Source organism: Posidoniimonas polymericola (genome assembly GCF_007859935.1).
GTDB lineage: Bacteria > Planctomycetota > Planctomycetia > Pirellulales > Lacipirellulaceae > Posidoniimonas > Posidoniimonas polymericola.
In genome coordinates, this window is the sequence record NZ_SJPO01000008.1 from 15,522 (window position 1) to 36,067 (window position 20,546).

At 67.7% G+C, this 20,546-nt stretch carries 19 protein-coding genes; 14 read left to right on the top strand and 5 right to left on the bottom strand.

Going from position 1 to position 20,546, the window contains the following annotated elements:
- The first annotated feature begins 124 nt into the window (after nucleotides 1–124).
- Nucleotides 125–808: an RsmD family RNA methyltransferase gene (locus Pla123a_RS16045; RefSeq protein WP_146588782.1), complete on the top strand. Its 684-nt coding sequence runs from the start codon at nucleotides 125–127 to the stop codon at nucleotides 806–808.
- Between the two features lie 57 nt (nucleotides 809–865).
- Nucleotides 866–1,795 carry an alpha/beta hydrolase gene (locus Pla123a_RS16050; protein ID WP_146588784.1) on the top strand — a complete coding sequence of 310 codons (930 nt, stop codon included), beginning with the start codon at nucleotides 866–868 and terminating at the stop codon, nucleotides 1,793–1,795.
- Between the two features lie 47 nt (nucleotides 1,796–1,842).
- On the opposite strand, the gene Pla123a_RS16055 is transcribed toward Pla123a_RS16050, so the two are convergent.
- The 3 genes from Pla123a_RS16055 to Pla123a_RS16065 form a co-directional block, all read right to left on the bottom strand.
- Complete coding sequence (locus Pla123a_RS16055; protein ID WP_146588786.1) at nucleotides 1,843–3,609, bottom strand: ABC-F family ATP-binding cassette domain-containing protein; 1,767 nt, start codon at nucleotides 3,607–3,609, stop codon at nucleotides 1,843–1,845.
- 50 nt (nucleotides 3,610–3,659) lie between these two features.
- Nucleotides 3,660–5,411: an apolipoprotein N-acyltransferase gene (gene lnt / locus Pla123a_RS16060; RefSeq protein ID WP_146588788.1), complete on the bottom strand. Its 1,752-nt coding sequence runs from the start codon at nucleotides 5,409–5,411 to the stop codon at nucleotides 3,660–3,662.
- 160 nt (nucleotides 5,412–5,571) lie between these two features.
- The gene (locus tag Pla123a_RS16065; RefSeq protein WP_146588790.1) at nucleotides 5,572–7,173 is read right to left on the bottom strand and encodes a hypothetical protein; all 1,602 of its coding nucleotides are present in this window, start codon (nucleotides 7,171–7,173) and stop codon (nucleotides 5,572–5,574) included.
- A gap of 364 nt (nucleotides 7,174–7,537) precedes the next feature.
- Between Pla123a_RS16065 and Pla123a_RS16070 the strand changes: the two genes are divergently transcribed.
- The gene (locus tag Pla123a_RS16070) at nucleotides 7,538–8,878 is read left to right on the top strand and encodes a YifB family Mg chelatase-like AAA ATPase (protein ID WP_146588792.1); all 1,341 of its coding nucleotides are present in this window, start codon (nucleotides 7,538–7,540) and stop codon (nucleotides 8,876–8,878) included.
- On the opposite strand, the gene Pla123a_RS16075 is transcribed toward Pla123a_RS16070, so the two are convergent.
- Nucleotides 8,857–9,786: an aminotransferase class IV gene (locus Pla123a_RS16075; RefSeq protein ID WP_197528038.1), complete on the bottom strand. Its 930-nt coding sequence runs from the start codon at nucleotides 9,784–9,786 to the stop codon at nucleotides 8,857–8,859. The two genes, Pla123a_RS16070 and Pla123a_RS16075, sit on opposite strands and share 22 nt — an antisense overlap.
- Nucleotides 9,787–9,835: 49 nt before the next feature.
- Between Pla123a_RS16075 and Pla123a_RS16080 the strand changes: the two genes are divergently transcribed.
- On the top strand, nucleotides 9,836–10,531 hold the full coding sequence (locus Pla123a_RS16080; protein WP_146588795.1) for a DUF2461 domain-containing protein: 696 nt from the start codon (nucleotides 9,836–9,838) through the stop codon (nucleotides 10,529–10,531).
- Between the two features lie 91 nt (nucleotides 10,532–10,622).
- On the top strand, nucleotides 10,623–11,453 hold the full coding sequence (locus Pla123a_RS16085) for a glycoside hydrolase family 16 protein (RefSeq protein WP_231956513.1): 831 nt from the start codon (nucleotides 10,623–10,625) through the stop codon (nucleotides 11,451–11,453).
- On the opposite strand, the gene Pla123a_RS16090 is transcribed toward Pla123a_RS16085, so the two are convergent.
- Nucleotides 11,438–12,037 (bottom strand): CPBP family intramembrane glutamic endopeptidase, encoded by a 600-nt coding sequence (locus Pla123a_RS16090; RefSeq protein WP_146588797.1) that lies wholly within the window; start codon nucleotides 12,035–12,037, stop codon nucleotides 11,438–11,440. The genes Pla123a_RS16085 and Pla123a_RS16090 overlap by 16 nt on opposite strands.
- 251 nt (nucleotides 12,038–12,288) lie before the next feature.
- Between Pla123a_RS16090 and ppdK the strand changes: the two genes are divergently transcribed.
- From ppdK to Pla123a_RS16135, 9 genes are all read left to right on the top strand, one after another.
- Entirely contained in the window at nucleotides 12,289–14,976 is a 2,688-nt protein-coding gene (ppdK, locus tag Pla123a_RS16095; RefSeq protein ID WP_146588799.1) for a pyruvate, phosphate dikinase, read from the top strand.
- 182 nt (nucleotides 14,977–15,158) lie between these two features.
- Entirely contained in the window at nucleotides 15,159–16,484 is a 1,326-nt protein-coding gene (locus Pla123a_RS16100; protein ID WP_146588801.1) for a TlpA family protein disulfide reductase, read from the top strand.
- Between the two features lies 1 nt (nucleotide 16,485).
- Nucleotides 16,486–17,742 carry an RNA polymerase sigma factor gene (locus Pla123a_RS16105; RefSeq protein WP_146588803.1) on the top strand — a complete coding sequence of 419 codons (1,257 nt, stop codon included), beginning with the start codon at nucleotides 16,486–16,488 and terminating at the stop codon, nucleotides 17,740–17,742.
- 107 nt (nucleotides 17,743–17,849) lie between these two features.
- The gene (locus Pla123a_RS16110; protein WP_146588805.1) at nucleotides 17,850–18,413 is read left to right on the top strand and encodes a DUF1579 domain-containing protein; all 564 of its coding nucleotides are present in this window, start codon (nucleotides 17,850–17,852) and stop codon (nucleotides 18,411–18,413) included.
- A 59-nt stretch (nucleotides 18,414–18,472) separates the two neighbouring features.
- On the top strand, nucleotides 18,473–18,949 hold the full coding sequence (locus Pla123a_RS16115) for a VOC family protein (protein ID WP_146588807.1): 477 nt from the start codon (nucleotides 18,473–18,475) through the stop codon (nucleotides 18,947–18,949).
- Nucleotides 18,950–18,989: 40 nt separating this feature from the next.
- Nucleotides 18,990–19,385 (top strand): YciI family protein, encoded by a 396-nt coding sequence (locus Pla123a_RS16120; RefSeq protein ID WP_146588809.1) that lies wholly within the window; start codon nucleotides 18,990–18,992, stop codon nucleotides 19,383–19,385.
- Nucleotides 19,382–19,726, top strand: coding sequence for a YciI family protein (locus Pla123a_RS16125; RefSeq protein WP_146588811.1), 345 nt, complete (start codon nucleotides 19,382–19,384; stop codon nucleotides 19,724–19,726). The genes Pla123a_RS16120 and Pla123a_RS16125 overlap by 4 nt, the downstream gene beginning before the upstream one ends.
- A gap of 57 nt (nucleotides 19,727–19,783) precedes the next feature.
- A complete protein-coding gene (locus Pla123a_RS16130) occupies nucleotides 19,784–20,200 on the top strand; it encodes a YciI family protein (RefSeq protein ID WP_146588814.1) in 417 nt (138 codons plus the stop codon).
- Between the two features lie 33 nt (nucleotides 20,201–20,233).
- Entirely contained in the window at nucleotides 20,234–20,545 is a 312-nt protein-coding gene (locus Pla123a_RS16135) for a hypothetical protein (protein WP_146588817.1), read from the top strand.
- Nucleotide 20,546: the final 1 nt, after the last annotated feature.

The following is a 20,546-nucleotide window of genomic DNA, read 5'->3' on the forward strand; positions in this document are numbered from 1 at the left end:
AGGTTGCTCCTGCTTCTAAGTTCTGTTCCGATAGGGCGTCGGGCTTCGCCGACACGTGGCCATCACCTCTGTACGAGCCGCACAGCATAACAGTTCCAACGCAAGGGCTAAACCTTGCCAGCACATGCCCCGCCGACGTCCCAAGACCAAACCCTCACCCGCTGGCAAAAAACCCGCTGACGGGGACGGCACGCCCGAACCGCTCCGCATCATCGGCGGCCGGTACCGCGGCAGCAAGCTCTCGTACGAGCCCCTCACGCACGACGGCGCCACGGTAACCCGGCCGATGAAACACCGCGTCCGCGAGGCGATCTTCAACCTGATCGGCATGCGGGCCGAGGGGAAGCACGCGATCGACCTGTTCGCTGGCACCGGCGCCCTGGCCCTTGAGGCACTCAGCCGCGGCGCCAAGCGGGCGACCCTGATCGAGCGCCACATCCCCACCGCCGAGATCGTCCGAGCTAACGTCGAGGCGCTCGGCGTCGAGGAGGTCTGCGAGGTCAAGACCACCAACGCGTTCCTGTGGATCAAACGCGACCTGCCGGCGTTTGCGACCGAGCTGCCGTGGCTGGTGTTCGTCAGCCCGCCCTACAGCTTCTTTGTCGAACGCCACGACGAGATGCTTGGTATGATCAACACCCTGGCGGACGCGGCGCCGGCGGGCAGCCTGCTGGTGGTCGAGTCGGACGAGCGGTTCGACTTCGCCCCGCTCCCGGGTGGCGTCCGCCTGGAACGCGGCGACCCGGGCTGGGACGTCCGCACGTACGCGCCAGCGGTGGTCGGCGTGCTCGAGGTAGAGCCCGCCTAGCGGTGCGTCGCCCGACTTTCCCCCCTCTTCAAACCTTCTGCTCTGAACGAGGCAACTATGCACCTCCGTTATGCCCTGTTGTTGACCGCGGCGTTGCTGACTCCCATGACCAATGCCCACGCCCAGCCCGACGCCGACCACAAGTACGATGTACCCCTCCTGCAAGGGGACAGCGGTTTTGAGGAGCAACGGGTTGTCAGGGGCGAGCCGCCCCGGCAGGACATCTGGGTAGGGAAGTCGCCCAACTCGTCGCTCCGCGTGTTCGTCCCGGCCGAGGGCCAGCCCACTGCGGCGGTCGTGATCTGCCCCGGCGGCGGCTACGCGGGCCTGTCGTATGTCAAGGAAGGCGTCTGGGTCGCGAAGTGGTTCCGCGAGCGCGGCGTCGCGGCGGGCGTGCTTACCTACCGCACCGGCGGCGGGGGCAACCAGCACCCGGCGCCGCTCAGCGACGCCCAGGCGGCGCTGCAGCACATGCGGCAGCAGGCGGGCGAGCTCGGCTACCCGGCCGACAAGGTCGGCGTGATGGGCTTCTCGGCCGGCGGGCACCTGGCCGCGACCGCCTCGATGCAGTTCGCGACCGGCTCGCCGAATTCCGACGACGAAGCGGTCACCAGCCGGCCCGACTTCTCGGTGCTCGGCTACCCGGTCATCACCATGGGCGACGCCACCCACAGCGGCTCGCGCAACAACCTGCTGGGGCAGGTCTCTGACGAGGAGGCGGCGAAGATGTCGGCCGACCTAAACGTCACCGACCAGACGCCCCCCACGTTCATCTTCCACGCCCAAGACGACGGCGGCGTGCCGGTCGAGAACGCCCTGCTCTACTTCCGCGCCTGCACCGCGCACGGCGTGCCGGCCGAGATGCACCTCTTCGAACGTGGCGGCCACGGCTTCGGCATGTGGCGTGACAACGAGCCGGTGTCTGCCTGGCCCGAGCTGCTCGAGGCCTGGATGGTGAGCCGCGATCTGATGGGCAAGCAGGATTGAGGTCCGCCATCGTGTGTCCCTCCCCCAGTGGGGGCGGGTATTCGCACTCAAGCCTCGACCTCGTTGTACAGCTCCAGCCACTCCTCCTCGAGCGTTTCTAGCTCGCCGGAAATTGTGTTGATCTGTTCTTGCAGTTCGGACGCCCGCTTGGCCTCGGTGGCGGTGAGCAGCTGCTCGCTGATCGACTTCTTCTCGTCGTCGAGCTTGGCGATCTTGCGTTCGAGGCTCTTGAGCTTCTTCTGCGCGTCGCGCTCGCTGCGGCCGCGGGACTTGCCGCCGCCGGACTGGTCCTCGTCGGGGTGGCGGGCCGCCTCGTCGCGGAGGCCCTGGTCGATCTCCTGCTGCACGCGGTAGACGTAGTCGTCGTAGCTCGAGGGGTAGCTCACCACGCGGCCGCCGCCGACCTCCACCACGTCGGTCGCCGTGCGGCGCATGAAGTGGCGGTCGTGGCTCGTGAAGATCACCGTTCCCTGGTATCGCTTGAGCGCCTCGCCGAGGGCCTCGATCGTCTCGACGTCGAGGTGGTTGCCGGGCTCGTCGAGCACCAGCACATTGTGTTGCTCGAGCAGCAGCCCGGCGAGCACGAGCCGGGCCCGCTCGCCGCCGCTGAGCACCTGGATCTTCTTTTCCGCCAGTTCGCCCGAGAACAGGAAGCTGCCCGCGACGCTCTTGATCTGCAGCGTGTTGGTGCCGGGCGCGGCCTGGTACTCGAGGTACTCGAGCACCGTTTGCTTGGGGTCGAGCGTCGTGTAGACGTGCTGGGCGTAGACGCCCAACTGGCAGCCGTAGCCCCACTTGAGTTCGCCGTCCTTGGGTTTGAGCGACTCGCACAGCGTCCGCAGGAAGGTGGTCTTGCCTTGGCCGTTGTCGCCGACGAGGCCGGTTCGGGTGCCGTGCTCGATCTCCAGCCGGATGTCGTCGGCGACCGTGCGGTCGTCGTAGCCGATCGCCAGGTCTTCGACCCGCACCGCCGGCCCCTTGCGGGGCTCGACCTGGGGGAAGCTGAAGTGGACCTTGGCCTCCTCGCCGGCCACCTCGATCATCTCCAGCCGCTCGAGCTGCTTCGCCTTGCTGCGGGCCTGACTGGCCGTGTTGGCGTTGGCGCGGTTCTCGTTAATAAACCTCTCGAGCTGCTTACGCTTGGTCGCCGTGGCGGCGTTCTTGCGCTCGTCGTGCTCGCGGCGTTCCTCCAGGTTCTGCAGATAGCTGTCGACATCGCCCGGGAACATGGTGAGGTCGCCGCGGGAGAGCTCGAGCGTGTGGGTGCAGGTCTGGTTGAGGAACGCCCGGTCGTGCGAAACCACCAGCACGCCCGCCTTGAAGTCGCGGAGGAAGTGCTCCAGCAGCATCTGGGTGCGGAGGTCGAGGAAGTTGGTGGGCTCGTCGAGGACCAGCAGGTTGGGGTCGTGCAGCAGCAGGGCGGCCAGCTTGACGCGGGTCTGCCAGCCGCCGGAGAGCTCGCGGACCGGGCGGCCGGTCATGTCGTCCGAGAGGGCGAACCGCCACGCCACCTGCCCGCACCGCCAGTCGGGATGGCCGCTGTCGCGCATCAGGAAGTCCATGACGGTCTCGCCGTCGTGGAAGGGGTCGTGCTGCCGCAGGTAGCCGAGCCGCAGCTTCTTGCTCTGGACGACCTCGCCAGAGTCGAGCTCTTCTTCGCCGAGCAGGATACGGCAGAGGGTCGACTTGCCGGCGCCGTTGCGGCCGATCAGGCCGACCTTCTGATCGTCGGCCAGCGCGCAGGTGGCGCCGTCGAGCAGGACCTGGTGGCCGTAGCGTTTGTGGGCGTCTTGGAGCGAGAGGACGACTGGCATAGCAGGGGGGAGGGAGGATGGGAGGGGGGGATGGTGCAAGCGTCGAAGGGTCATTCCTGCTGGCGAGCTTCGGCGGTGGACGCCGCCTTCCCCATTCCGCCATCCCCCTTTGAGCAGCTCAACAGCAGCAGTACTACAGTACCGGCTAGGCAGCCCAGCGCGAACCAGTCGCCGTGGCGGCTGTAGAAGCTTGAGCGGCCGTCGAGCGCCGGGGCGGCGACGATAAAGTCTTCCTGCATCCGACGCGTGAGGTTGCGGACGCGGCCGGAGCTGTCGACCACCGCGGACAGGCCGGTGTTGGCGGCGATCACCATCGGCGTGCGGTTCTCGACCGCGCGGAACTGGCCGCAAGCGAGGTGCAGGTCGAGCTCCGAGGCGCCCCAGAACCAGGCGTCGTTGGTGATGTTCACGAGTAGGTCGGGCGCTTTGCCGGCGGCGGTCAGCTCGGCGACCTGCCGGCGGATGACGTGGGGGATGACGGTCTCGTAGCAGATATTGGGCGCCAGCAGGACGGGGCCGATGGAGGTCTCGAGCGGCATGCTCACCGGCCCGGCGCCCTCGCCCAGCCCGCCCGACATCGGGGTCAGGAAGTAGAGGCCCGGCATGTTCTCTGCGAACGGGATGTACTCGCCAAACGGCACGCGGTGGGTCTTGTCGTAGAACGCGGTGGCGTGGCCCTCGTGGTCGACCAGCGCCGCGGTGTTGTAGATCGTTTGGTCGTAGCCGGTCTCGGCCGTGTCGGACTTGGTCAGGTCAAAGCGGTCGACGCCCAGCAGGAACGCGGCGCCCTGCTCCGCGGCGAGTCCACCGAACCACTCCTCCGCCGCGCGGCCGAACCGCTGGTAGAGCTCTGGCAGCTCGGTGGTCGGCGTCGGCCGGTTGGCGAGCGTCACGACCGGCGCGCGGAACATGCTCTCCGGCCAGATGAACAGGTCGACCGGCCGGCCCGCCTCGCCGGCCGCCTTAGCCGCCTGGCGGGTCACGCGGAGCTGCGCGTCGAGGATCCGCTGGTCGCGGCCCTCGCTCGGGTCCCACGTGGCGCGGGTGTCGCCCTGGATGAGCGCCACGGACGGCCCGGGCCGGGTGGCGGTGTCGTCGTTGATGCGGACGAACCCGTAGTACAGAACCGCGAGCGCCGTTGCGGCCGTCGTGGCGGCTGCCGCCACGCGGCGTTGCTGGTGGCTGTTGCGGTCGAGCAGCACGGCGACGCACGCCGCCGACATCATCAGCACGAACGACACGCCGTAGGCGCCGGCCGTGTCGCTGATCTGGATGACCAGCGGCAGCCTCGCCTGCGTGTGCGAAAGGGCGCCCATCAAGAAGCCGGTAAACAGGTGCGCCTGGACGAACTCGAGCGCCGCCCAGACGATCGGCGCAGCGACCCACACCGGGGCGCCGCCGCGATGAACCACCCGGCGGGAGATCAGCACAAACGCCAGCGGGTAGACGCCCAGGTAGCCGGCCAGCAGCGGCCAGCCGATCGGCGTAAGCGGGTGTGGGTAGCAGATCCAGTAGAGCAAGAGCAGCCAGTACGCGACGCCGCCGAGCCACACCTGGACGCAGCCCCACCGCGACAGCGGTTCTGGGCGGAGCACCAGAGCAATCCAAGGGGCCGCGGCCGCCCAGCCGAGCAGGCCCCACGGCAGGTTCTCGAGGCCGAACATCCGCGCCGTGCCGGGCTGGGAGAGCCACACCAGCACGCCGCCGAGCAGCATGACCGCCAGCGGCGAGCGGCGCCACGGCTGCTTGGCTTGCGGAGCGGCGTCGGAGCGTTCTGCGGGCGATGAGGCGTCGGGCGGCATCACGACAGCGTACGGCGGCGGCCCAATTCGGGCCAGACCGGCTTGCGTAAGGGGAAGCCGTGTAAGCGGCGCGCGAGCTCGCCTTTCGGCATCCCCCTTACCCGTTTGGTCCTGCCGGCCAGCAAACCTGCTTGCCGCGGTCCGAACGGGAACGGTTGCTCTACCCCTCCGACTCCAGCTCGGCCACGACCGCCTCGTGGAGCTGGAACACGGCCTCGCGGGCCTCTTGGGGAGATGGATTCGCGCGGAGCGTCTTAACTAGGGGCTTCATCAACTCGGGGTCGAGCTCGCTGCGAGCGGCTGCCTGCTCGATGGCCTTCGCGACCGGCTCGGCCAGCTTGGGGTGGTCGGCGATAAGTGACGCCAGGGCGTTGCTCTTCACGGCGATCTCCAGCAGCGCGGCGTGGTCGGAGCCGTGCTGCCGGGCGAGGCGTTTGCCGAGCGTCCCCGAAGCTTTCAGCAGCCGGGCGGTCGACTGCGCGGCGTCGCCGCGCGCATCGATCGCGACCGGTTCGATGCCGAGCGTCTCGGCCAGGCCCTCCAGCTCCCACGCCTTAGGCGCCGATTCGCCAGCGGTCGTCATGCCGAGCTTGGCGCCGAGCAGCCAGGCGAGCTGTCGGGTGTTGTTCATGTGCGGCGTCGGCCGCTTGGGGGGCGGGCGGCGTTCTTCGGCCGGCGGCGGGATCGGGTCGCCCGGCTCTAGCGGGAGCGTGGGCGCGGGCAACTCCATCGGTGGTGTGCTGGGCGGCTCGGGCGTTGGCGCCGGGGCAGCAGGTGGCTCGTCGTCGGCGACCGGCGTCTGCGGCTCGTCGGTCGGCCGCACCGGGCTCCAATCCGAGAGGCCCGTGTCGGCGGGAGTGTCGCCCGGGTCCGGATCGCTCGGGTTCTCGGCGGCTGGCTCGAGTGGTTCAGCGGCCGGTTCAGCTGGCGGTTCTGCCAGCGGCGGGAAGTCGAGCGGGGGGAGCACGTCCGAGTTGTCCGGCTCGGGCTGCGGCGCTGGCTCGGTGGGCTCGTCGAAGAAGGGGAATCCGCTGCCCGGCGGCTCAACCGATGGCGTTTCGGCGGAGGGCGGCTGTTCGGGAGGGGTCTCCTCCGCGGTTTCGGGCTCGGTTTCGGGCTGCGACAAGAACCCGCCGAGTGCGTCCTGTGAGTTGCCCGCGTCGTCTGCCGATGGAGCCGGTTCCTCCTCCGCCATCGGCAGTCCGGCCAACGGGTTTTGCTCTGCGGGGGCCGGCGCGCTGTCGGCGGGCGGCGGCTCGTCCATCATGTCGCCAAAGAACTCGCTGACGCGCTCGTCTGGGGCGTCGTCGGCTGCGTCGCGCTTCCACAGGGCCGGCTCGTCCGAAGGCTGCCCTGGAATTGGCGGCGCCGCGTCGGCAGTGTAGCGGTCGTCTGCCGCCGCGGGCGTCGAGTTGCCAAAGAAGTCGTCGAGGTTGTCGGGCGAAGCAACTAGGCCGGACCCGCTGGGGGCCGGCGCTCGTGTCGTCTCAGGCGACTCAGCGGGGGCGCCTGGTAGCGGGTCGTCGGCGGATAGCGGCGTAGGGGCGGGGGTATCGATCTGCTCTGTGCCCAACTCTGAGTCGATCTCCTCAGTGCCGGGGTCGGTCGCTACCGGCTCTTCCGCGTCCGCCGATGCCGGATTGTCCGGGTCTGCTGGCTGATCGGCCGACGACGCATCGCCTACCTCGACCGGTTGACTGCAGCCGGGCAGCGTCACTGCCAACGCCAACGCCGCGAGGGCGAGCAGCCTCGCAAGGGACACACACCAGCAGCTAGCAAACGCCGTCACGATTTCTTGCTCGCACGAGAGGGGAGGGGCAGCTACGCGGGAGAGGACCCACCCAACCACGATGGCGGGTTGGGCGAATTCCGTCAATCGGAGCCGCCGGACGGGCCCCACCGCCTGTGCCGTCAGGCTCTTCGCCGTCGTTGCAACCGGAAGCCTGGTCCTCCGACCGGCGCCGGGGTGGGGTGTCGCTGCTGCGGGCTGTACGGCCTGGGGCGGATGGCGGGCCGGCCGGGTGCGGGATGCCGGGGGGAAAGCCGGTCTGCCGCAGTGCCGGGCTGCGGTGTGACACATGCTTGAGGTAGTCACCGCTAGCCGCCCCCTCACCGCTTTGTGCGCCATGCCAACGCTCCCCGCCACACCCAGCCTGCTTCCCGCCGGAAGCCTCCCGTCAGAGCAGCAATGGACGCCGCCGATCGCCGCCGCGGCGTTCCCGCCCCCGCCGCCCGAGCCGGCCTCGCTGGAGAAGGCGGGCGTCTCGGTGGGCGAGGTCGACGCGCTGGTCCTGAAGACGCTGTTGCAGCACGGCAGCTGCACAGGCGCCCAGGTGGCCGAGCAGATCTGCCTGCCTCGCGTCATCATCAACGAGGCGCTCGCCCGGCTCCGCGACGAGCTGCTCGTGGCGATTAAGGGCTCGGCGGGCGTCAACGACTTCCTGTATCAACTCACCGAGGCCGGCGACGCCCGCGCCAAACGGCACGTCGAGCACTGCCGGTTTGTGGGCGCCGCGCCGGTCCCGCTCGCCGTCTACGAGACCGCCGTCCGTCGGCAGTCGCTGAAGCAGGCGAGGCTCACGCTCGCCCAGCTCTCCAATTCGTTGTCCGACCTGACGATCCAGCAGGACTTCCTCAGCCAGGTCGCCCAGGCGATCGCCGACGGCCGCGGCATGTTCCTGCACGGCCCGCCCGGCAACGGCAAGACAACGCTCGCCGAGCGGATTGTCGACGTGTTCGGGCAGCACCTGTGGATCCCGCGGATGCTGTCGATCGGCGGCGACCTGATCCGGCTGTACGACCCGAGCTGCCACGAGGAGGTGAGCCCGCCGGGGCTCGACGCGCAGCGCTACGACCGCCGCTGGGTGCTGATCCGCCGGCCGACCGTCGTGGTCGGCGGCGAGCTGACGCTCGACCAGCTCGACGTCAGCTTCCAACCGTCCGCCGGCGTCAGCGAGGCGCCCGTCCAGCTCAAGGCCAACGGCGGCGCGCTCCTGATCGACGACTTCGGCCGTCAGCGGGTCAGCAGCACCGAGATCCTCAACCGTCTGATCGTGCCGTTGGAGAAGGGCTTCGACTTCCTCAACCTGGCCAGCGGCCGCAAGGTGCAGACGCCGTTCGAGCTGCTGTTCATCCTCTCGACCAACCTCGCGCCGGGCGACCTGGTCGACGAGGCCTTCCTCCGCCGCATCCCGTACAAGATTGAGGTCCACGGCCCGACCGAGGAAGAGTTCCGCTCGCTGGTCCGGGAGCTGGCGTCCCAGCAGGGGCTCGCGGTTAGCGGCCAGTCGGTCGACTACCTGCTCCGCGAGCACTTCACGAACCCCGACCGCGTGCTCCGCTTCTGCCACCCGCGGGACCTGCTAAGGCAGGCGAAGAACTACTGCGAGGTGCACGAGCTGCCGGCTGTCGTGACCGAGGCGGTGTGGGATGTCGCGGTGCGGAACTACTTTGTCGGGCTGGCGTGACGCTGCGCCTGCGCCGCGATGTCGACGCCCGCCAGCTCGCCCCAGGCCGCTAAGAACCGCAGGTAGTGCGGCCCCGGCTGGCCGGACCCGATGGCGACGCCGTCGCACCGCACGACCGGCAGCAGACAGACCGAGGTGCTGGCGAGCCACGCCTCGTCGGCGGCCCGGAACTCGCCGATTGTCAGGTCACGCTCGATAAACGGCGTGCCGAGCGAGTCGGCCAGCTCACGCACCACCGCCACACTGACGCCGGGCAGCACCTTCTCGATCGGCGGCGAGATCACCCCTTCGTGCTCGCGGTACACCATCACGTTGGCGGTGGACGCCTCGCCGACAAAGCCGTGCTGGTCGAGCAGCAACGCCCGGGCGCCGGCTTCCTTGCGGCGGGCCTGCTGGTCGGCCAGGTAGTAGTGCATGCGGCTGCGGCACTTCAATTCCGGCGGCCAGCAGTTGGCGGGCGTCTGGTGGTGGTCGCTGACCTGCAGCGCGACGCCGCCCTCGTACTGGCGGGCCCACTGCGAGAACGGCAGTGGGAAGCCGTGCACGCACCGCGTCGGCCCGTCGCCCGAGCCGGGCGTGGCGAACACGACAATCGCCCAGTCGTCGCCGGGCTTGCGGAGCGGCTCGATCTGCTTGGCGTACTCGCTAACGGCGGCGTCGAGCTCCGCGGCGATCGGTTCGGCAGGCAGCCCGATGATCTCTAGCGACCGCCGCAGCCGCGCGATGTGCTGCGGCTGCCGGAACGGCGCGGCGCCGAAGGTGCGCAGCCGCTCGGTGACCGTGACCCCCATCGAGAAGCCGAGGTCGCCTACCGGCATGCTCAGCCGGGCGTCGTCGGTCCATTCGCCGTTGAGGTAGGCAGGGGGCATCGCGGTTTGATTGGGGCCAAGCTGGTCAGCGGGTTGCATCCAGGATAGCTTGAGAGCCGCCGCCTGTCCCGACCTCTGGAAAGCAAACATGGCCGCCAGCAAGTTCCCCGGATTCCCGCTCGGGCTGCTCCATTTCCTGGAGGAGCTGTCGCGGAACAACAACAAGAAGTGGTTCGACAAGCACAAGGCCCGCTACGAGAGCGAGGTCCGCGGGCCGGCGGTCGCCTACATCGAGTCGATGCGGGCGCCGCTCGCCAGGTTCTCGCCGCACTTCCTGGCGGTGCCGAAGAAGGTCGGCGGCTCGCTGATGCGGATCCACCGCGACGTGCGGTTCGCCAAGGACAAGTCGCCGTACAAGACGAACGTCGGGATCCAGTTCCGCCACGAACGCGGCCGCGATGTTCACGCCCCCGGAGTCTACCTGCACATCGAGCCCGAACAGGCTTTCCTGGGCGTCGGCCTGTGGCGGCCCGACCCGCCGGCGCTGGCCGGTATCCGTGAGGCGATCGACGCCGACCCGAAGGCGTGGAAGCGGGTTAGCCGGGCGAAGTCTTTCCGCACGCACTTCGAGCCGAGCGGCGACTCGCTCAAGCGGCCGCCAAAGGGATACGACGCCGAGCACCCGATGATCGAGGACCTCAAGCGGAAGGACCACATTGCAATCTGCAAACTCGACCACGACCAACTGCTGCAGCCCGACATCGTCAAGGTGACTTCGGATTTGATGAAGAAATCGAAGGGCTACCTGCAGTTCCTCTGCGAGGCCGTTGGGGTTGAGTTTTAAACGCTGGTCCCACCCCTGGCGGGGTGGGCTAGAAATACTTGCGACTATTCCACTGGAGCAGCCCACCCCGCCAGGGGTGGGACCAAACACCATGAAATCGAATATCCTCGCCCTCACTCTCGCCGCCGCCGTGCTGCTGACCGGCAGCAGCTCGTTCGCCGACGCTCCCGAAGGGATGCGGCTTGTCTGGTCCGACGAGTTCGAGGCCGAAGGCCGGCCCGACCCCGAGAAGTGGGGCTACGAACGCGGCTTTGTCCGCAACCAAGAGCTGCAGTGGTACCAGCCAGAAAACGCCTTCTGCGAGGACGGCGTGCTCGTCATCGAGGGCCGCCGCGAGCAGAAGGACCTGAGCGACGAGCCGCGTCGGCTCCGCCGGCGGGAGCCGCAGCGCAAGAATGCCGCGTACACCGCCGCCAGCATCACGACCCGCGGCAATTTCGAGTGGCAGTACGGGCGGCTCGAGGTGCGAGCGAAGGTGATCGCGTCCGATGGGCTGTGGCCGGCGATTTGGACCCTCGGCGTCAAGAACGGCTGGCCCGCCAACGGCGAGGTCGACGTCATGGAGTACTACGGCGGCGACATCCTGGCCAACGCCGCGTGGCTGGGCAAGAACCGGCGGATCGTGTGGGACTCGTCGCACACGCCGGTCACCGAACTCGGCGACGAATGGGACGACCGCTTCCACGTCTGGCGGATGGACTGGGACGAGAACCAGATCGTGCTATCGGTCGACGACCTCGTACTCAACACCACCGACACCACGCGGGCCGACAGAACGGCCGAGCCGCACCCATTCCGCCAGCCGCACTACCTGCTGCTGAACCTAGCGATCGGCGGCATGAACGGCGGCGACCCGTCGGGGACGGAGTTTCCGAGCCGGTACCTGATTGACTACGTGCGGGTCTATCAAGAGGTGGAATAATTCTTGGCTCGACCGCTCCGTCGCAGCCGCGCCAGCGCCACGAAGTCGTACGCCGCGTGAGCGATGATTGCCGGCCAGAGCTCGCCGGTCAGCTCCGTGACTACGCCGAGGTACAGCCCCAGCAGGGTAGCGACAACGAAGTACGCCCGGCTCAGCGGGTGGGCCAGTCCGAACAGCACGGAGGCCACGGCCACTGCGGGCCAAGGCCCGAGCCAGGTTGCTAGGGCGGGCTGCAGGGCGCCGCGGAACAGGACCTCCTCGCCCAGACCGGCCGCGAGCGAAACGGCGGCGATTGTCCCGTAGCCGGCTCGGCCCAGCAGCTCGCTAATCAGCCGCCGCGTCTGGCGACGGAGCCGGGCCAGGGGCCGCCAGCGGGACCGCTCGAGCACGGCCAGCAGCGTCAGCATCGGGGCGGTGGTTGCGGCCCCGATCGCCAGCGACCAGGCCCAGCCGTGGCGGGGCGACAGGTCCTCTGCCAGCGGCAGGCCAAGCCCCCAGCAGATCGCCGCGCCTGCGATTGCTAGCCCCAACTCGGCGGCCAACGCGGAGGCCAGGACGGCGGGGTTCTCGAGGTTTTGAGCCATAACGACCGGGCGGCTGAGCGGGTTGGGGTGGGGCTGCGGCCCCACGTCGACCGGGGCCACCCGTTGACGATCGCTCGGGCGGCTAGGTACATTACCCGTTCATTTTCCGCGGAATCAAGCGACTACTCCAGGTTGCTTTCCAACCTTCAGCGTTCGTTCTCAAGGGCCCCTGAGCCTGGCGGGGCGAGGATCAAGCGGGCAGCATCCGCCCAAAAACGTCACACGACAGCAGACTCAAGGATTTTTTTAGAATGGCTAAGAAGAAGCGGGCCGCCTCCTCGTCCTCCAAGATGGTTTACTACTTCGGCAAGACCCGTACCGACGGCGACACGTCGATGAAGCAGCTGCTGGGTGGCAAGGGCGCGAACCTGGCCGACATGACCAGCATCGGCCTGCCGGTGCCCGCCGGCTTCACCATTACCACCGAGTGCTGCGACCAGTACTCTAAGGCCAAGGGCAAGATGCCGAAGGGCCTGATGGAAGACGTCGCCAAGGTCGTCAAAACGCTTGAGAAAGAGACCGGCAAGCAGTTTGGCGACAGCAAGGACCCGCTGCTGGTGTCGGTGCGTTCTGGCGCCGCGGTCAGCATGCCGGGCATGATGAACACGATCCTCAACCTCGGGCTCAACGACGAGTCGGTGGTCGGCCTGTCGAACAAGACCGGCAACGAGCGGTTCGCCTACGACGCCTACCGCCGCCTGATCAACATGTACGGCGATGTCGTGATGGAGGTTGGTCACGAGTACTTCGAAGAAGCCTTTGACAAGATCAAGAAGAAGTACGGCGTCGCGCTCGACACGGACGTCCCCACGCAGGGCCTGGTCGAGCTGGTCGACGCCTACAAGCGGGTCTACAAGAAGCACACCAAGCAAGACTTCCCGCAGGACCCGATGCACCAGCTGGAGCTCGCCATCGAGGCGGTCTTCAAGAGCTGGGACTCGGACAAGGCGATCTCCTACCGCCGCATCGAGGGCATTACCGGCCTGAAGGGCACGGCGGTCAACGTGCAGAGCATGGTGTTCGGCAACATGGGCGACGACTCCGGCACCGGCGTCGCGTTCACGCGCAACCCGTCGACCGGCGAAAACAAGTTCTACGGGGAGTTCCTGGTCAACGCCCAGGGCGAGGACGTCGTGGCCGGCATCCGCACGCCGCAGCCGGTCAAGGACATGCCGAAGTGGAAGGCCCCCAACGACAAGACCATCGGCAAGAAGGTCCACGCCGAGCTGATGGCGATCAAGGACAAGCTCGAGAAGCACTACAAGGACGTGCAGGACATCGAGTTCACCATCGAGCAGGGCAAGCTGTACATGCTGCAGACCCGCAACGGCAAGCGGACCGGCCCGGCCGCGGTGCGGATCGCCTGCGAGATGGTCAAGGAGAAGCTGATCACCGAGAAGACCGCGGTGATGCGGATCCCGGCGGGCGACCTCACGCAGCTGCTGCTGCCGTCGTTCGACCCGGCGGCCAAGAAGAAGCAGAGCCCGCTGTGCGTCGGCCTGCCGGCCTCGCCGGGCGCCGCGTTCGGCAAGCTGGCGTTCACCGCCAACGAGGCGGTCGAGCGTTCGCACGCCGGCGAGCAGGTGCTGCTGGTCCGCAAGGAGACCTCGCCCGAGGACGTCGACGGCATGCACTCCGCCGCGGGCATCCTCACCAGCACCGGCGGCATGACCAGCCACGCGGCGGTGGTCGCCCGCGGTTGGGGCAAGTGCTGCGTCGCCGGCGCCGGCGCGATCGAGATCAACGAGAAGGGCCGCAAGATCACGGTCAATGGCAAGACCTACACGCACAAGGACGTGCTGTCGATCGACGGCTCGACCGGTGAGGTCTTCGCCGGCCAGATGGCCACCGTCGAGCCGAAGCTCGGCGGCGACTTCGCCACGGTCATGAAGTGGGCCGACAAGCACCGCCGGCTCGGCATCCGCACCAACGCGGACAGCCCGGCCGACAGCAAGCGGGCCCGCGAGTTTGGCGCCGAGGGCATCGGCCTGTGCCGCACCGAGCACATGTTCTTCGAGGGCGACCGCATCCTCGCCATGCGTGAGATGATCCTGGCCGACAACCTCGAAGCCCGCGAGAAGGCGCTCACCAAGCTGCTGCCGTACCAGCGGAAGGACTTCGAGGGCATTTTCAAGGCCATGAACGGCCTGCCCGTGACGGTCCGTCTGCTGGACCCGCCGCTGCACGAGTTCCTGCCGCACGACAAGAAGGGCCAGGCGGACGTCGCCCGGTCGCTAGCGATCAAGCCGGCCGAGGTCGAGCGCCGCGTGGCGCAGCTGCACGAGGCCAACCCGATGCTAGGTCACCGCGGCTGCCGCCTGAGCATCACCTACCCGGAGATCCTCACCATGCAGGTGACCGCCATCACCGAGGCGGTCATCAACTGCAAGAAGAAGAAGATCGACGCCCAGGCCGAGGTGATGATCCCGCTGGTCGGCACCGTGCAGGAGCTGGCGATTCTGCGTCAACTCGCCCAGGAGACCATCGACAACGTCGTCGCGGCCAAGAAGTACGGCGGCAAGCTGGACATCCTGATCGGCACGATGATCGAGATCCCCCGCGCCGCGCTGACCGCCGACGAGGTCGCCACCGAGGCCGACTTCTTCAGCTTCGGCACCAACGACCTCACCCAGATGACCTTTGGCTACAGCCGCGACGACGTCAACACCTTCCTGCCCGACTACATCGGCCAGGAGGTGCTGGAGAAGGACCCGTTCCAGTCGCTGGACACCTCGGGTGTTGGTCAGCTGGTGGCGATGGCAGTGGAGAAGGGACGCAGGACCAACGCCAAGATCAAGCTCGGCATTTGCGGCGAGCACGGCGGCGACCCGGCGTCCATCAACTTCTGCCACAAGGTCGGCCTGGACTACGTGTCCTGCAGCCCCTTCCGGGTGCCGATCGCCCGTTTGGCCGCGGCCCAGGCGGCCCTGGCCGACTAGTCGCCGCGGCGGTGGTCTTGCCCCCGCCCGCGACACCATTGACAATGCCGTGGCCCCCCAGACTTTCGGGGGCCACGGCTTTTTGTGTACTGTAAGCCAACCCACATTACCCGCGGCCCCGCCGCGTGATAATTCTCCAACGACCGCATCCCCTTCCTGAACACCCCACCGCCAGGTTTCCTATGCTGTTCCACCGCCGCCTGCTCCCGTTGATGCTTATTCTGCTCTGCTCGCCCTGCGCCGCGCAGGACCTGATCGGCAAGCTGCAGGACCGGATGGCGGAAAACCCAGACGCGGTTGGCCTGATGGAGGCCTCGGCCAAGACCTTCTCATCGGTCGAGCAGTCGTCGTTCAACATCGTCAACACAATCGATGTCGTGGCGGGCGAGCAGGAGAACACGCAGCAGCAGGTCTACGCGGTGATGCTGGGCGCCGAGGGCAAGTACCAGGTCGAGCTGGTCAAGCCGACCAACGAGTTCTGGGTCCGCTCTAACGGCGAGCAGACCATGACCTACCTGCAGCCGCTCTCGCAGTACTCGGTCGCCGACGAGGCGGGCGGAGTCGGCGCGTTCGCCGCGTCGCGGCTGGCCAGCATGCTCGGCAACGGGTTTGGTTCGCTTGTGTTCAGCATGCTCGACAGCGGCTCGACCGGCACGGTCGCCGAAACCCTGACCGACTCGTCCTACATCGGTGAGGAGCAGGTGGGCGAGCAGACGCTGCACCACTGCCGCTACACCGCCGACAAGATGAGCTGGGACGCGTGGTTCACCGCGGGCGACTCGCCGCGGCTGGTCCGGCTGCAGCCCGACCTCAAGGAGATCGCCTCGAAGGCCCCGGCCGCCAAGCAGTTCGACAACTTCTCATTCACGATGACCTTTGAGGTCAAGGACTACGACGCCGAGTCTGAGCTGCCGGCCGAAGCGTTCGCCATGACCCCGCCCGAGGACGCCGACCAGGTAGAGGACGCGCTGTCGCCGCCCGAGCCGCCGCCGCACCAGCTGCTGGGCCAGAAGGCGCCGATGTTCGACACCGCCGACCCGGCCGGCGCCCCGATCGACCTGGGCGGTCTGGTCGGCAAGAAGGTGATCATCCTCGACTTTTGGGCCACGTGGTGCGGCCCCTGCGTCGCGGCAATGCCGAAGCTCGACCAGGTCGCGGACGAGTACGCCGACAAGGGCGTGGTGCTCTACGCGGTGAACCAAGGCGAGAGCGCCGACACCGTCAACGCGTTCCTCGAGGGCAAGAACCTGGACGTCTCGGTGGCGATGGACCCCGAGGGCGCCGCCGCCCAGAAGTACTCGATCGAGGGCCTGCCAACCTCCATCGTGATCGGCAAGGACGGCCGCGTGCAGGTGGTGCACGTCGGCTTCTCGCCGGACCTCGACAGCAAGCTCCGCGGCGAACTCGACTCGCTGCTGGCGGGCGAGGACCTGGCGACCCAGACCATCGACGCCTGGAACGAAGAGCACCCCAACCGCAAGGTAAAGACCGGCGCCAAGGCCAACTAGCATGGCCGGCGGCGGGCAGCCCGCGGAGCCGCTCGAGCAGCGGGTTGGCGAGATCTACGACCGCGAGTCGCGGCGGGTTTTCGCGACCCTCGTGCGGCTGATCGGCGACTTCGATCTGGCGGAGGACGCGCTGCACGAGGCCTTCGCCGCCGCGCTCCGCCAGTGGCGTCAGGACGGCGTGCCGGAGAACCCGCGGGCGTGGCTGGTGTCCGCCGCGCGGTTCAAGGCGATCGACACGATCCGCCGCCGGTCGCGGCTGGGCGCCTTGTCGGAGCGGCTGATCGACCAGGTCCAGCAGCCGGCGCCGCGGCCCGAGGACCTCGACGACGCCCGGTTCCGCGACGACCACCTGCGGCTGATCTTCACCTGCTGCCACCCGGCCCTCGCCCCCGAGACGCAGGTCGCGCTCACGCTCCGTGAGGTCTGCGGCATGACGACCGAGGAGGTTGCGCGGTCGTACCTTACCAAGAGCGCAACGATCGCTCAGCGGATCGTCCGCGGCAAGGCAAAGATCCGCGACGCCGGCATCCCGTTTGAGACCCCGCCGCCGGCCGACCTGCCGGAGCGGCTCGAGTCCGTGCTGGCGGTGATCTACCTGGTGTTCAACGAGGGCTACTCGGCGTCGGCCGGCGAGGACGCGCTGCGGCCCGACCTGTCTTCCGAGGCAATTCGATTGGGCCGCGTGCTGCTCGAACTGCTGCCGGACGCCGAGGTGATGGGCCTGCTAGCGCTGATGCTGCTGCACGAGTCCCGCCGCACCGCCAGGACCGACACGCGCGGCGACCTGGTCCTGCTGGAAGACCAGGACCGCGCCCGGTGGGACTCGGGGCTCATCGCCGAGGGCGTCGTGCTGGTCGACCGGGCATTCGCCAGCGGCGAGGTCGGCGAGTACGCGCTGCAGGCCGCGATCTCAGTCGTGCACGCCACGGCCCCCACCGCCGAGGCGACCGACTGGCCACGGGTCGTGCGGCTGTACGACCTGCTGCTGGGCGGCAGCCGGTCGCCGGTGATCGAGCTGAACCGCGCGGTCGCCCTCGCTATGCGGGACGGCTGCGAGGTCGGGTTGCAAGCGGTCGACGAGTTGCTCGGCCGTGGCGAGCTGGCCGACTACCACCTGGCCCACGCCGCCCGCGCGGACCTCTGTCGGCGGCTGGGCCGCGGCGACGACGCCCGATCGGCTTACCTACGGGCGCTCTCCCTGACCCAGCAGGCCCCCGAACGGCGTTTCCTCGAAAAGCGTCTGGCCGAACTCGGCTAAAAGTTTTTCTTTGGATGGTTGTCGATCCCGGCGGCCGTGGCTCGACTACTACATAGCAACGCCAGAATTGGCGGTCCAAGACATATTCACCCCAGTGCGAGTTCGCCATGAAGACGCTTTCAACCGCCGTTGCCCTGACGCTCTTGGGCGCCCTCTCCGTCGCCGCCCAGGCCGCCGAAACGCCTGCCATGCCGGAGATGCCCCAGCCGACCACCCAGCACCAGTGGTTGCGGCAGCTCACGGGCGACTGGACGACCAAGGTCACGATGTACATGCCCGGCCAGCCGCCGATGAGCAGCGACGGCCACGCAACGACGCGGTTGGTCGGCGGTTTTTGGGCGGTTTCGGAGGTCACCGGCCAGATGATGGGCGACCCGTTCGAGGGGCTGCAGACCATCGGGTTTGACGCGGAGAAGCAGGAGTATGTCGGGTCGTGGGTCGACTCGATGAGCTCGCACCAGTGGCTCCATCGCGGGCAGCTAAACAAGGCCAAGAACCAGTTGGTCCTGGAGTGCAAAGGCCCCTGCCCGTTGCAGCCGGGCGAGCTCGTCAGCTTCCGCGAGGTCTACGAGGTTAAGGACGCCGACCACCTGGTGTTTACCTCGTATGTTCAAGGCGAAAACAGCGAGTGGACAAAGGGTATGCAGATCGAGTACACCCGCGATCGCTAGCCGAATGCTCAGCTCGAGTCCCCCATCCATTCACAATCAGATTCCGCCAAAGGGCCATCATGTCCGCCGAAAACCCCGTCAACTTCCGCGGTATCATCCCGCATTTGGTCTGCAGCCCGGCCGCGGACTTGATCGCGTTCTGCAAGCAGGCGTTCGACGCCGAGGAGCTGATGCGTTTGCCGGCGCCCGACGGCGAGCGGCTGATGCACGCGTGCCTCAAGATTGACGCCCAGTTTGTGTTCATCGCCGACGAGTTCGAGGAGTACTGCGATGGCGCGTCACGCAGCCCGAAGGTGCTCGGCTCGACCACGGTCACCCTGCACCGCAACGTCGACGACTGCGACGCCGCGTTCCAGCGGGCCGTCGACGCAGGGGCAGAGGTGCGGATGCCGCCGACCGACATGTTCTGGGGCGACCGCTACGCTGTGGTGATCGACCCCTGTGGGCACTGCTGGTCGTTCGGGACCCACCTGAAGGACATGTCGCCTGAGGAGATCAACCAGGCGATGGTCGATGCGTTTCAGCAGGGCAGCTAGCCTTGCGGTGTCCCTGCCACAACCCTTTGGGAGCGGTGCTATGAAATTTGTCTGCCTGGGGTACTACGATGAGTCGACATTCGCCAGCTACAGCGAGGAAGAGATGAAGGCCCACATGGAGGCGTGCTTCGCCTACGACGACGAGCTCCGCCGCGGAGGGCACTTCCTCGGCGGCGAGGCGCTGCAGGGTGGCGAGGCGGGTGTCGTGCTCCGTCACCGAGCGGGCAAGACCGCGGTGACCGACGGGCCGTACTCCGAGACCAAGGAGCACCTCGGCGGCATCTTGTTGCTTGAGGCCCGCGACCTCAACCACGCGATCGCCCTGATGTCCAAGCACCCGGGCGTCAGGTTCGGACCGTTTGAGGTCCGCCCCGCCAATGAGGAGATCAATGCTATGATCGCCGAGCGGACGGCCGCGTTGGGGACCGACGCATGAAGTACTTGTTGCTCATGTACAACCGAGAGGACGCCTTCACTGCCGAGGAGATGCCGGTCGAGATGCAGAACGCGTTGGCGATCTGCCACGAGCTGCACGTCGAGTCGAAGTATGTCGCGGCGTCGCCGCTCGAGCCGGTGGCGACCGCCAAGTCGGTGCGCATTCGGAAGGGGGAGGGCGCTGTTGTTGACGGGCCGTTCGCCGAGACCAAGGAGCAGCTCGGAGGCTACGTGCTGATCGACGTCCCGACGCTCGACGAGGCGATTGAGGTCGCGGCCCGCTTCCCGTCGGCCTTCCGCGGCACGGTAGAGATCCGGCCGCTGGAAGAACCGCCGGCCTGATCGCTAGCAGAGTCGTTGTGAAACCAATCGAGGCCACCCTAGCCATCTGAGGAACCTATGAAGGTTGTTGTCTTTGTCAAAGCCACGCCCAGCTCCGAAGCGGGCACGATGCCGAGCGTCGAGCTCATGAACGCCATGCAGGCGTATAACGAGGAGCTGATGGCGGCCGGCCTGCTCAAGGCTGGCGAGGGGCTCAAGCCAAGCTCCGCCGGCGCCCGTGTCCAGATCAGCGGCGACCGCCGCACCGTGGTCGACGGCCCTTTCGCAGAGACGCAGGAACTGGTCGCCGGGTTCTGGATCTGGGAGGTCGACTCGATGGCGTCCGCGATCGAGTGGGCGAAGAAATGTCCGTCCCCGATGCCCGAGGACTCCGAGCTCGAGATCCGCCCAATGTACGGCCCGGAAGACTTCGCCGACATCGCGCCCGAAGTTGTCGAGAAGGAGAACGAGATGCGCAAAGCGTTGGATTCGTAGCGGAGTGGCCCGTTCCTGCCCGCGTAACTCAGCATGACCCGATGTCGTTGCAAGTCGAACAATGTCGCCCACTGGGCGGCAAAACTCGTCGGCGGCCTTGCGCCCGGTGTCGGTCTGCTGCTGATGCCGAAGTGCCCGTTGTGCCTTGCGGCCTACCTGGCTTTGTTGACCGGGGTGACGCTGTCCGCGTCCGCTGCGACCACGCTCTACTACGGCGTGGCGGGTGCGCTGGCGGCGTTGCTCTGTGTCACCGCCGTATCGTGCGTGTGGTCGATCCGCCGCCGGCCACGCTGCAGCGACTACAACAGCCCGTTCGAGATCCTTCCCAAACCACCTCAGGAGTAGC

Excerpts from the sequence above, each read along its gene's own strand:
- Pla123a_RS16045 (WP_146588782.1), top strand. The coding sequence starts at position 125 with ATGCCCCGCCGACGTCCCAAGACCAAACCCTCACCCGCTGGCAAAAAA.
- Pla123a_RS16050 (WP_146588784.1), top strand. The coding sequence starts at position 866 with ATGCACCTCCGTTATGCCCTGTTGTTGACCGCGGCGTTGCTGACTCCC.
- Pla123a_RS16055 (WP_146588786.1), bottom strand. The coding sequence starts at position 3,609 with ATGCCAGTCGTCCTCTCGCTCCAAGACGCCCACAAACGCTACGGCCAC.
- lnt (WP_146588788.1), bottom strand. The coding sequence starts at position 5,411 with ATGCCGCCCGACGCCTCATCGCCCGCAGAACGCTCCGACGCCGCTCCG.
- Pla123a_RS16070 (WP_146588792.1), top strand. The coding sequence starts at position 7,538 with ATGCCAACGCTCCCCGCCACACCCAGCCTGCTTCCCGCCGGAAGCCTC.
- Pla123a_RS16075 (WP_197528038.1), bottom strand. The coding sequence starts at position 9,786 with ATGCAACCCGCTGACCAGCTTGGCCCCAATCAAACCGCGATGCCCCCT.
- Pla123a_RS16080 (WP_146588795.1), top strand. The coding sequence starts at position 9,836 with ATGGCCGCCAGCAAGTTCCCCGGATTCCCGCTCGGGCTGCTCCATTTC.
- Pla123a_RS16085 (WP_231956513.1), top strand. The coding sequence starts at position 10,623 with ATGAAATCGAATATCCTCGCCCTCACTCTCGCCGCCGCCGTGCTGCTG.
- Pla123a_RS16090 (WP_146588797.1), bottom strand. The coding sequence starts at position 12,037 with ATGGCTCAAAACCTCGAGAACCCCGCCGTCCTGGCCTCCGCGTTGGCC.
- ppdK (WP_146588799.1), top strand. The coding sequence starts at position 12,289 with ATGGCTAAGAAGAAGCGGGCCGCCTCCTCGTCCTCCAAGATGGTTTAC.
- Pla123a_RS16100 (WP_146588801.1), top strand. The coding sequence starts at position 15,159 with ATGCTGTTCCACCGCCGCCTGCTCCCGTTGATGCTTATTCTGCTCTGC.
- Pla123a_RS16105 (WP_146588803.1), top strand. The coding sequence starts at position 16,486 with ATGGCCGGCGGCGGGCAGCCCGCGGAGCCGCTCGAGCAGCGGGTTGGC.
- Pla123a_RS16110 (WP_146588805.1), top strand. The coding sequence starts at position 17,850 with ATGAAGACGCTTTCAACCGCCGTTGCCCTGACGCTCTTGGGCGCCCTC.
- Pla123a_RS16115 (WP_146588807.1), top strand. The coding sequence starts at position 18,473 with ATGTCCGCCGAAAACCCCGTCAACTTCCGCGGTATCATCCCGCATTTG.
- Pla123a_RS16120 (WP_146588809.1), top strand. The coding sequence starts at position 18,990 with ATGAAATTTGTCTGCCTGGGGTACTACGATGAGTCGACATTCGCCAGC.
- Pla123a_RS16125 (WP_146588811.1), top strand. The coding sequence starts at position 19,382 with ATGAAGTACTTGTTGCTCATGTACAACCGAGAGGACGCCTTCACTGCC.
- Pla123a_RS16130 (WP_146588814.1), top strand. The coding sequence starts at position 19,784 with ATGAAGGTTGTTGTCTTTGTCAAAGCCACGCCCAGCTCCGAAGCGGGC.
- Pla123a_RS16135 (WP_146588817.1), top strand. The coding sequence starts at position 20,234 with ATGACCCGATGTCGTTGCAAGTCGAACAATGTCGCCCACTGGGCGGCA.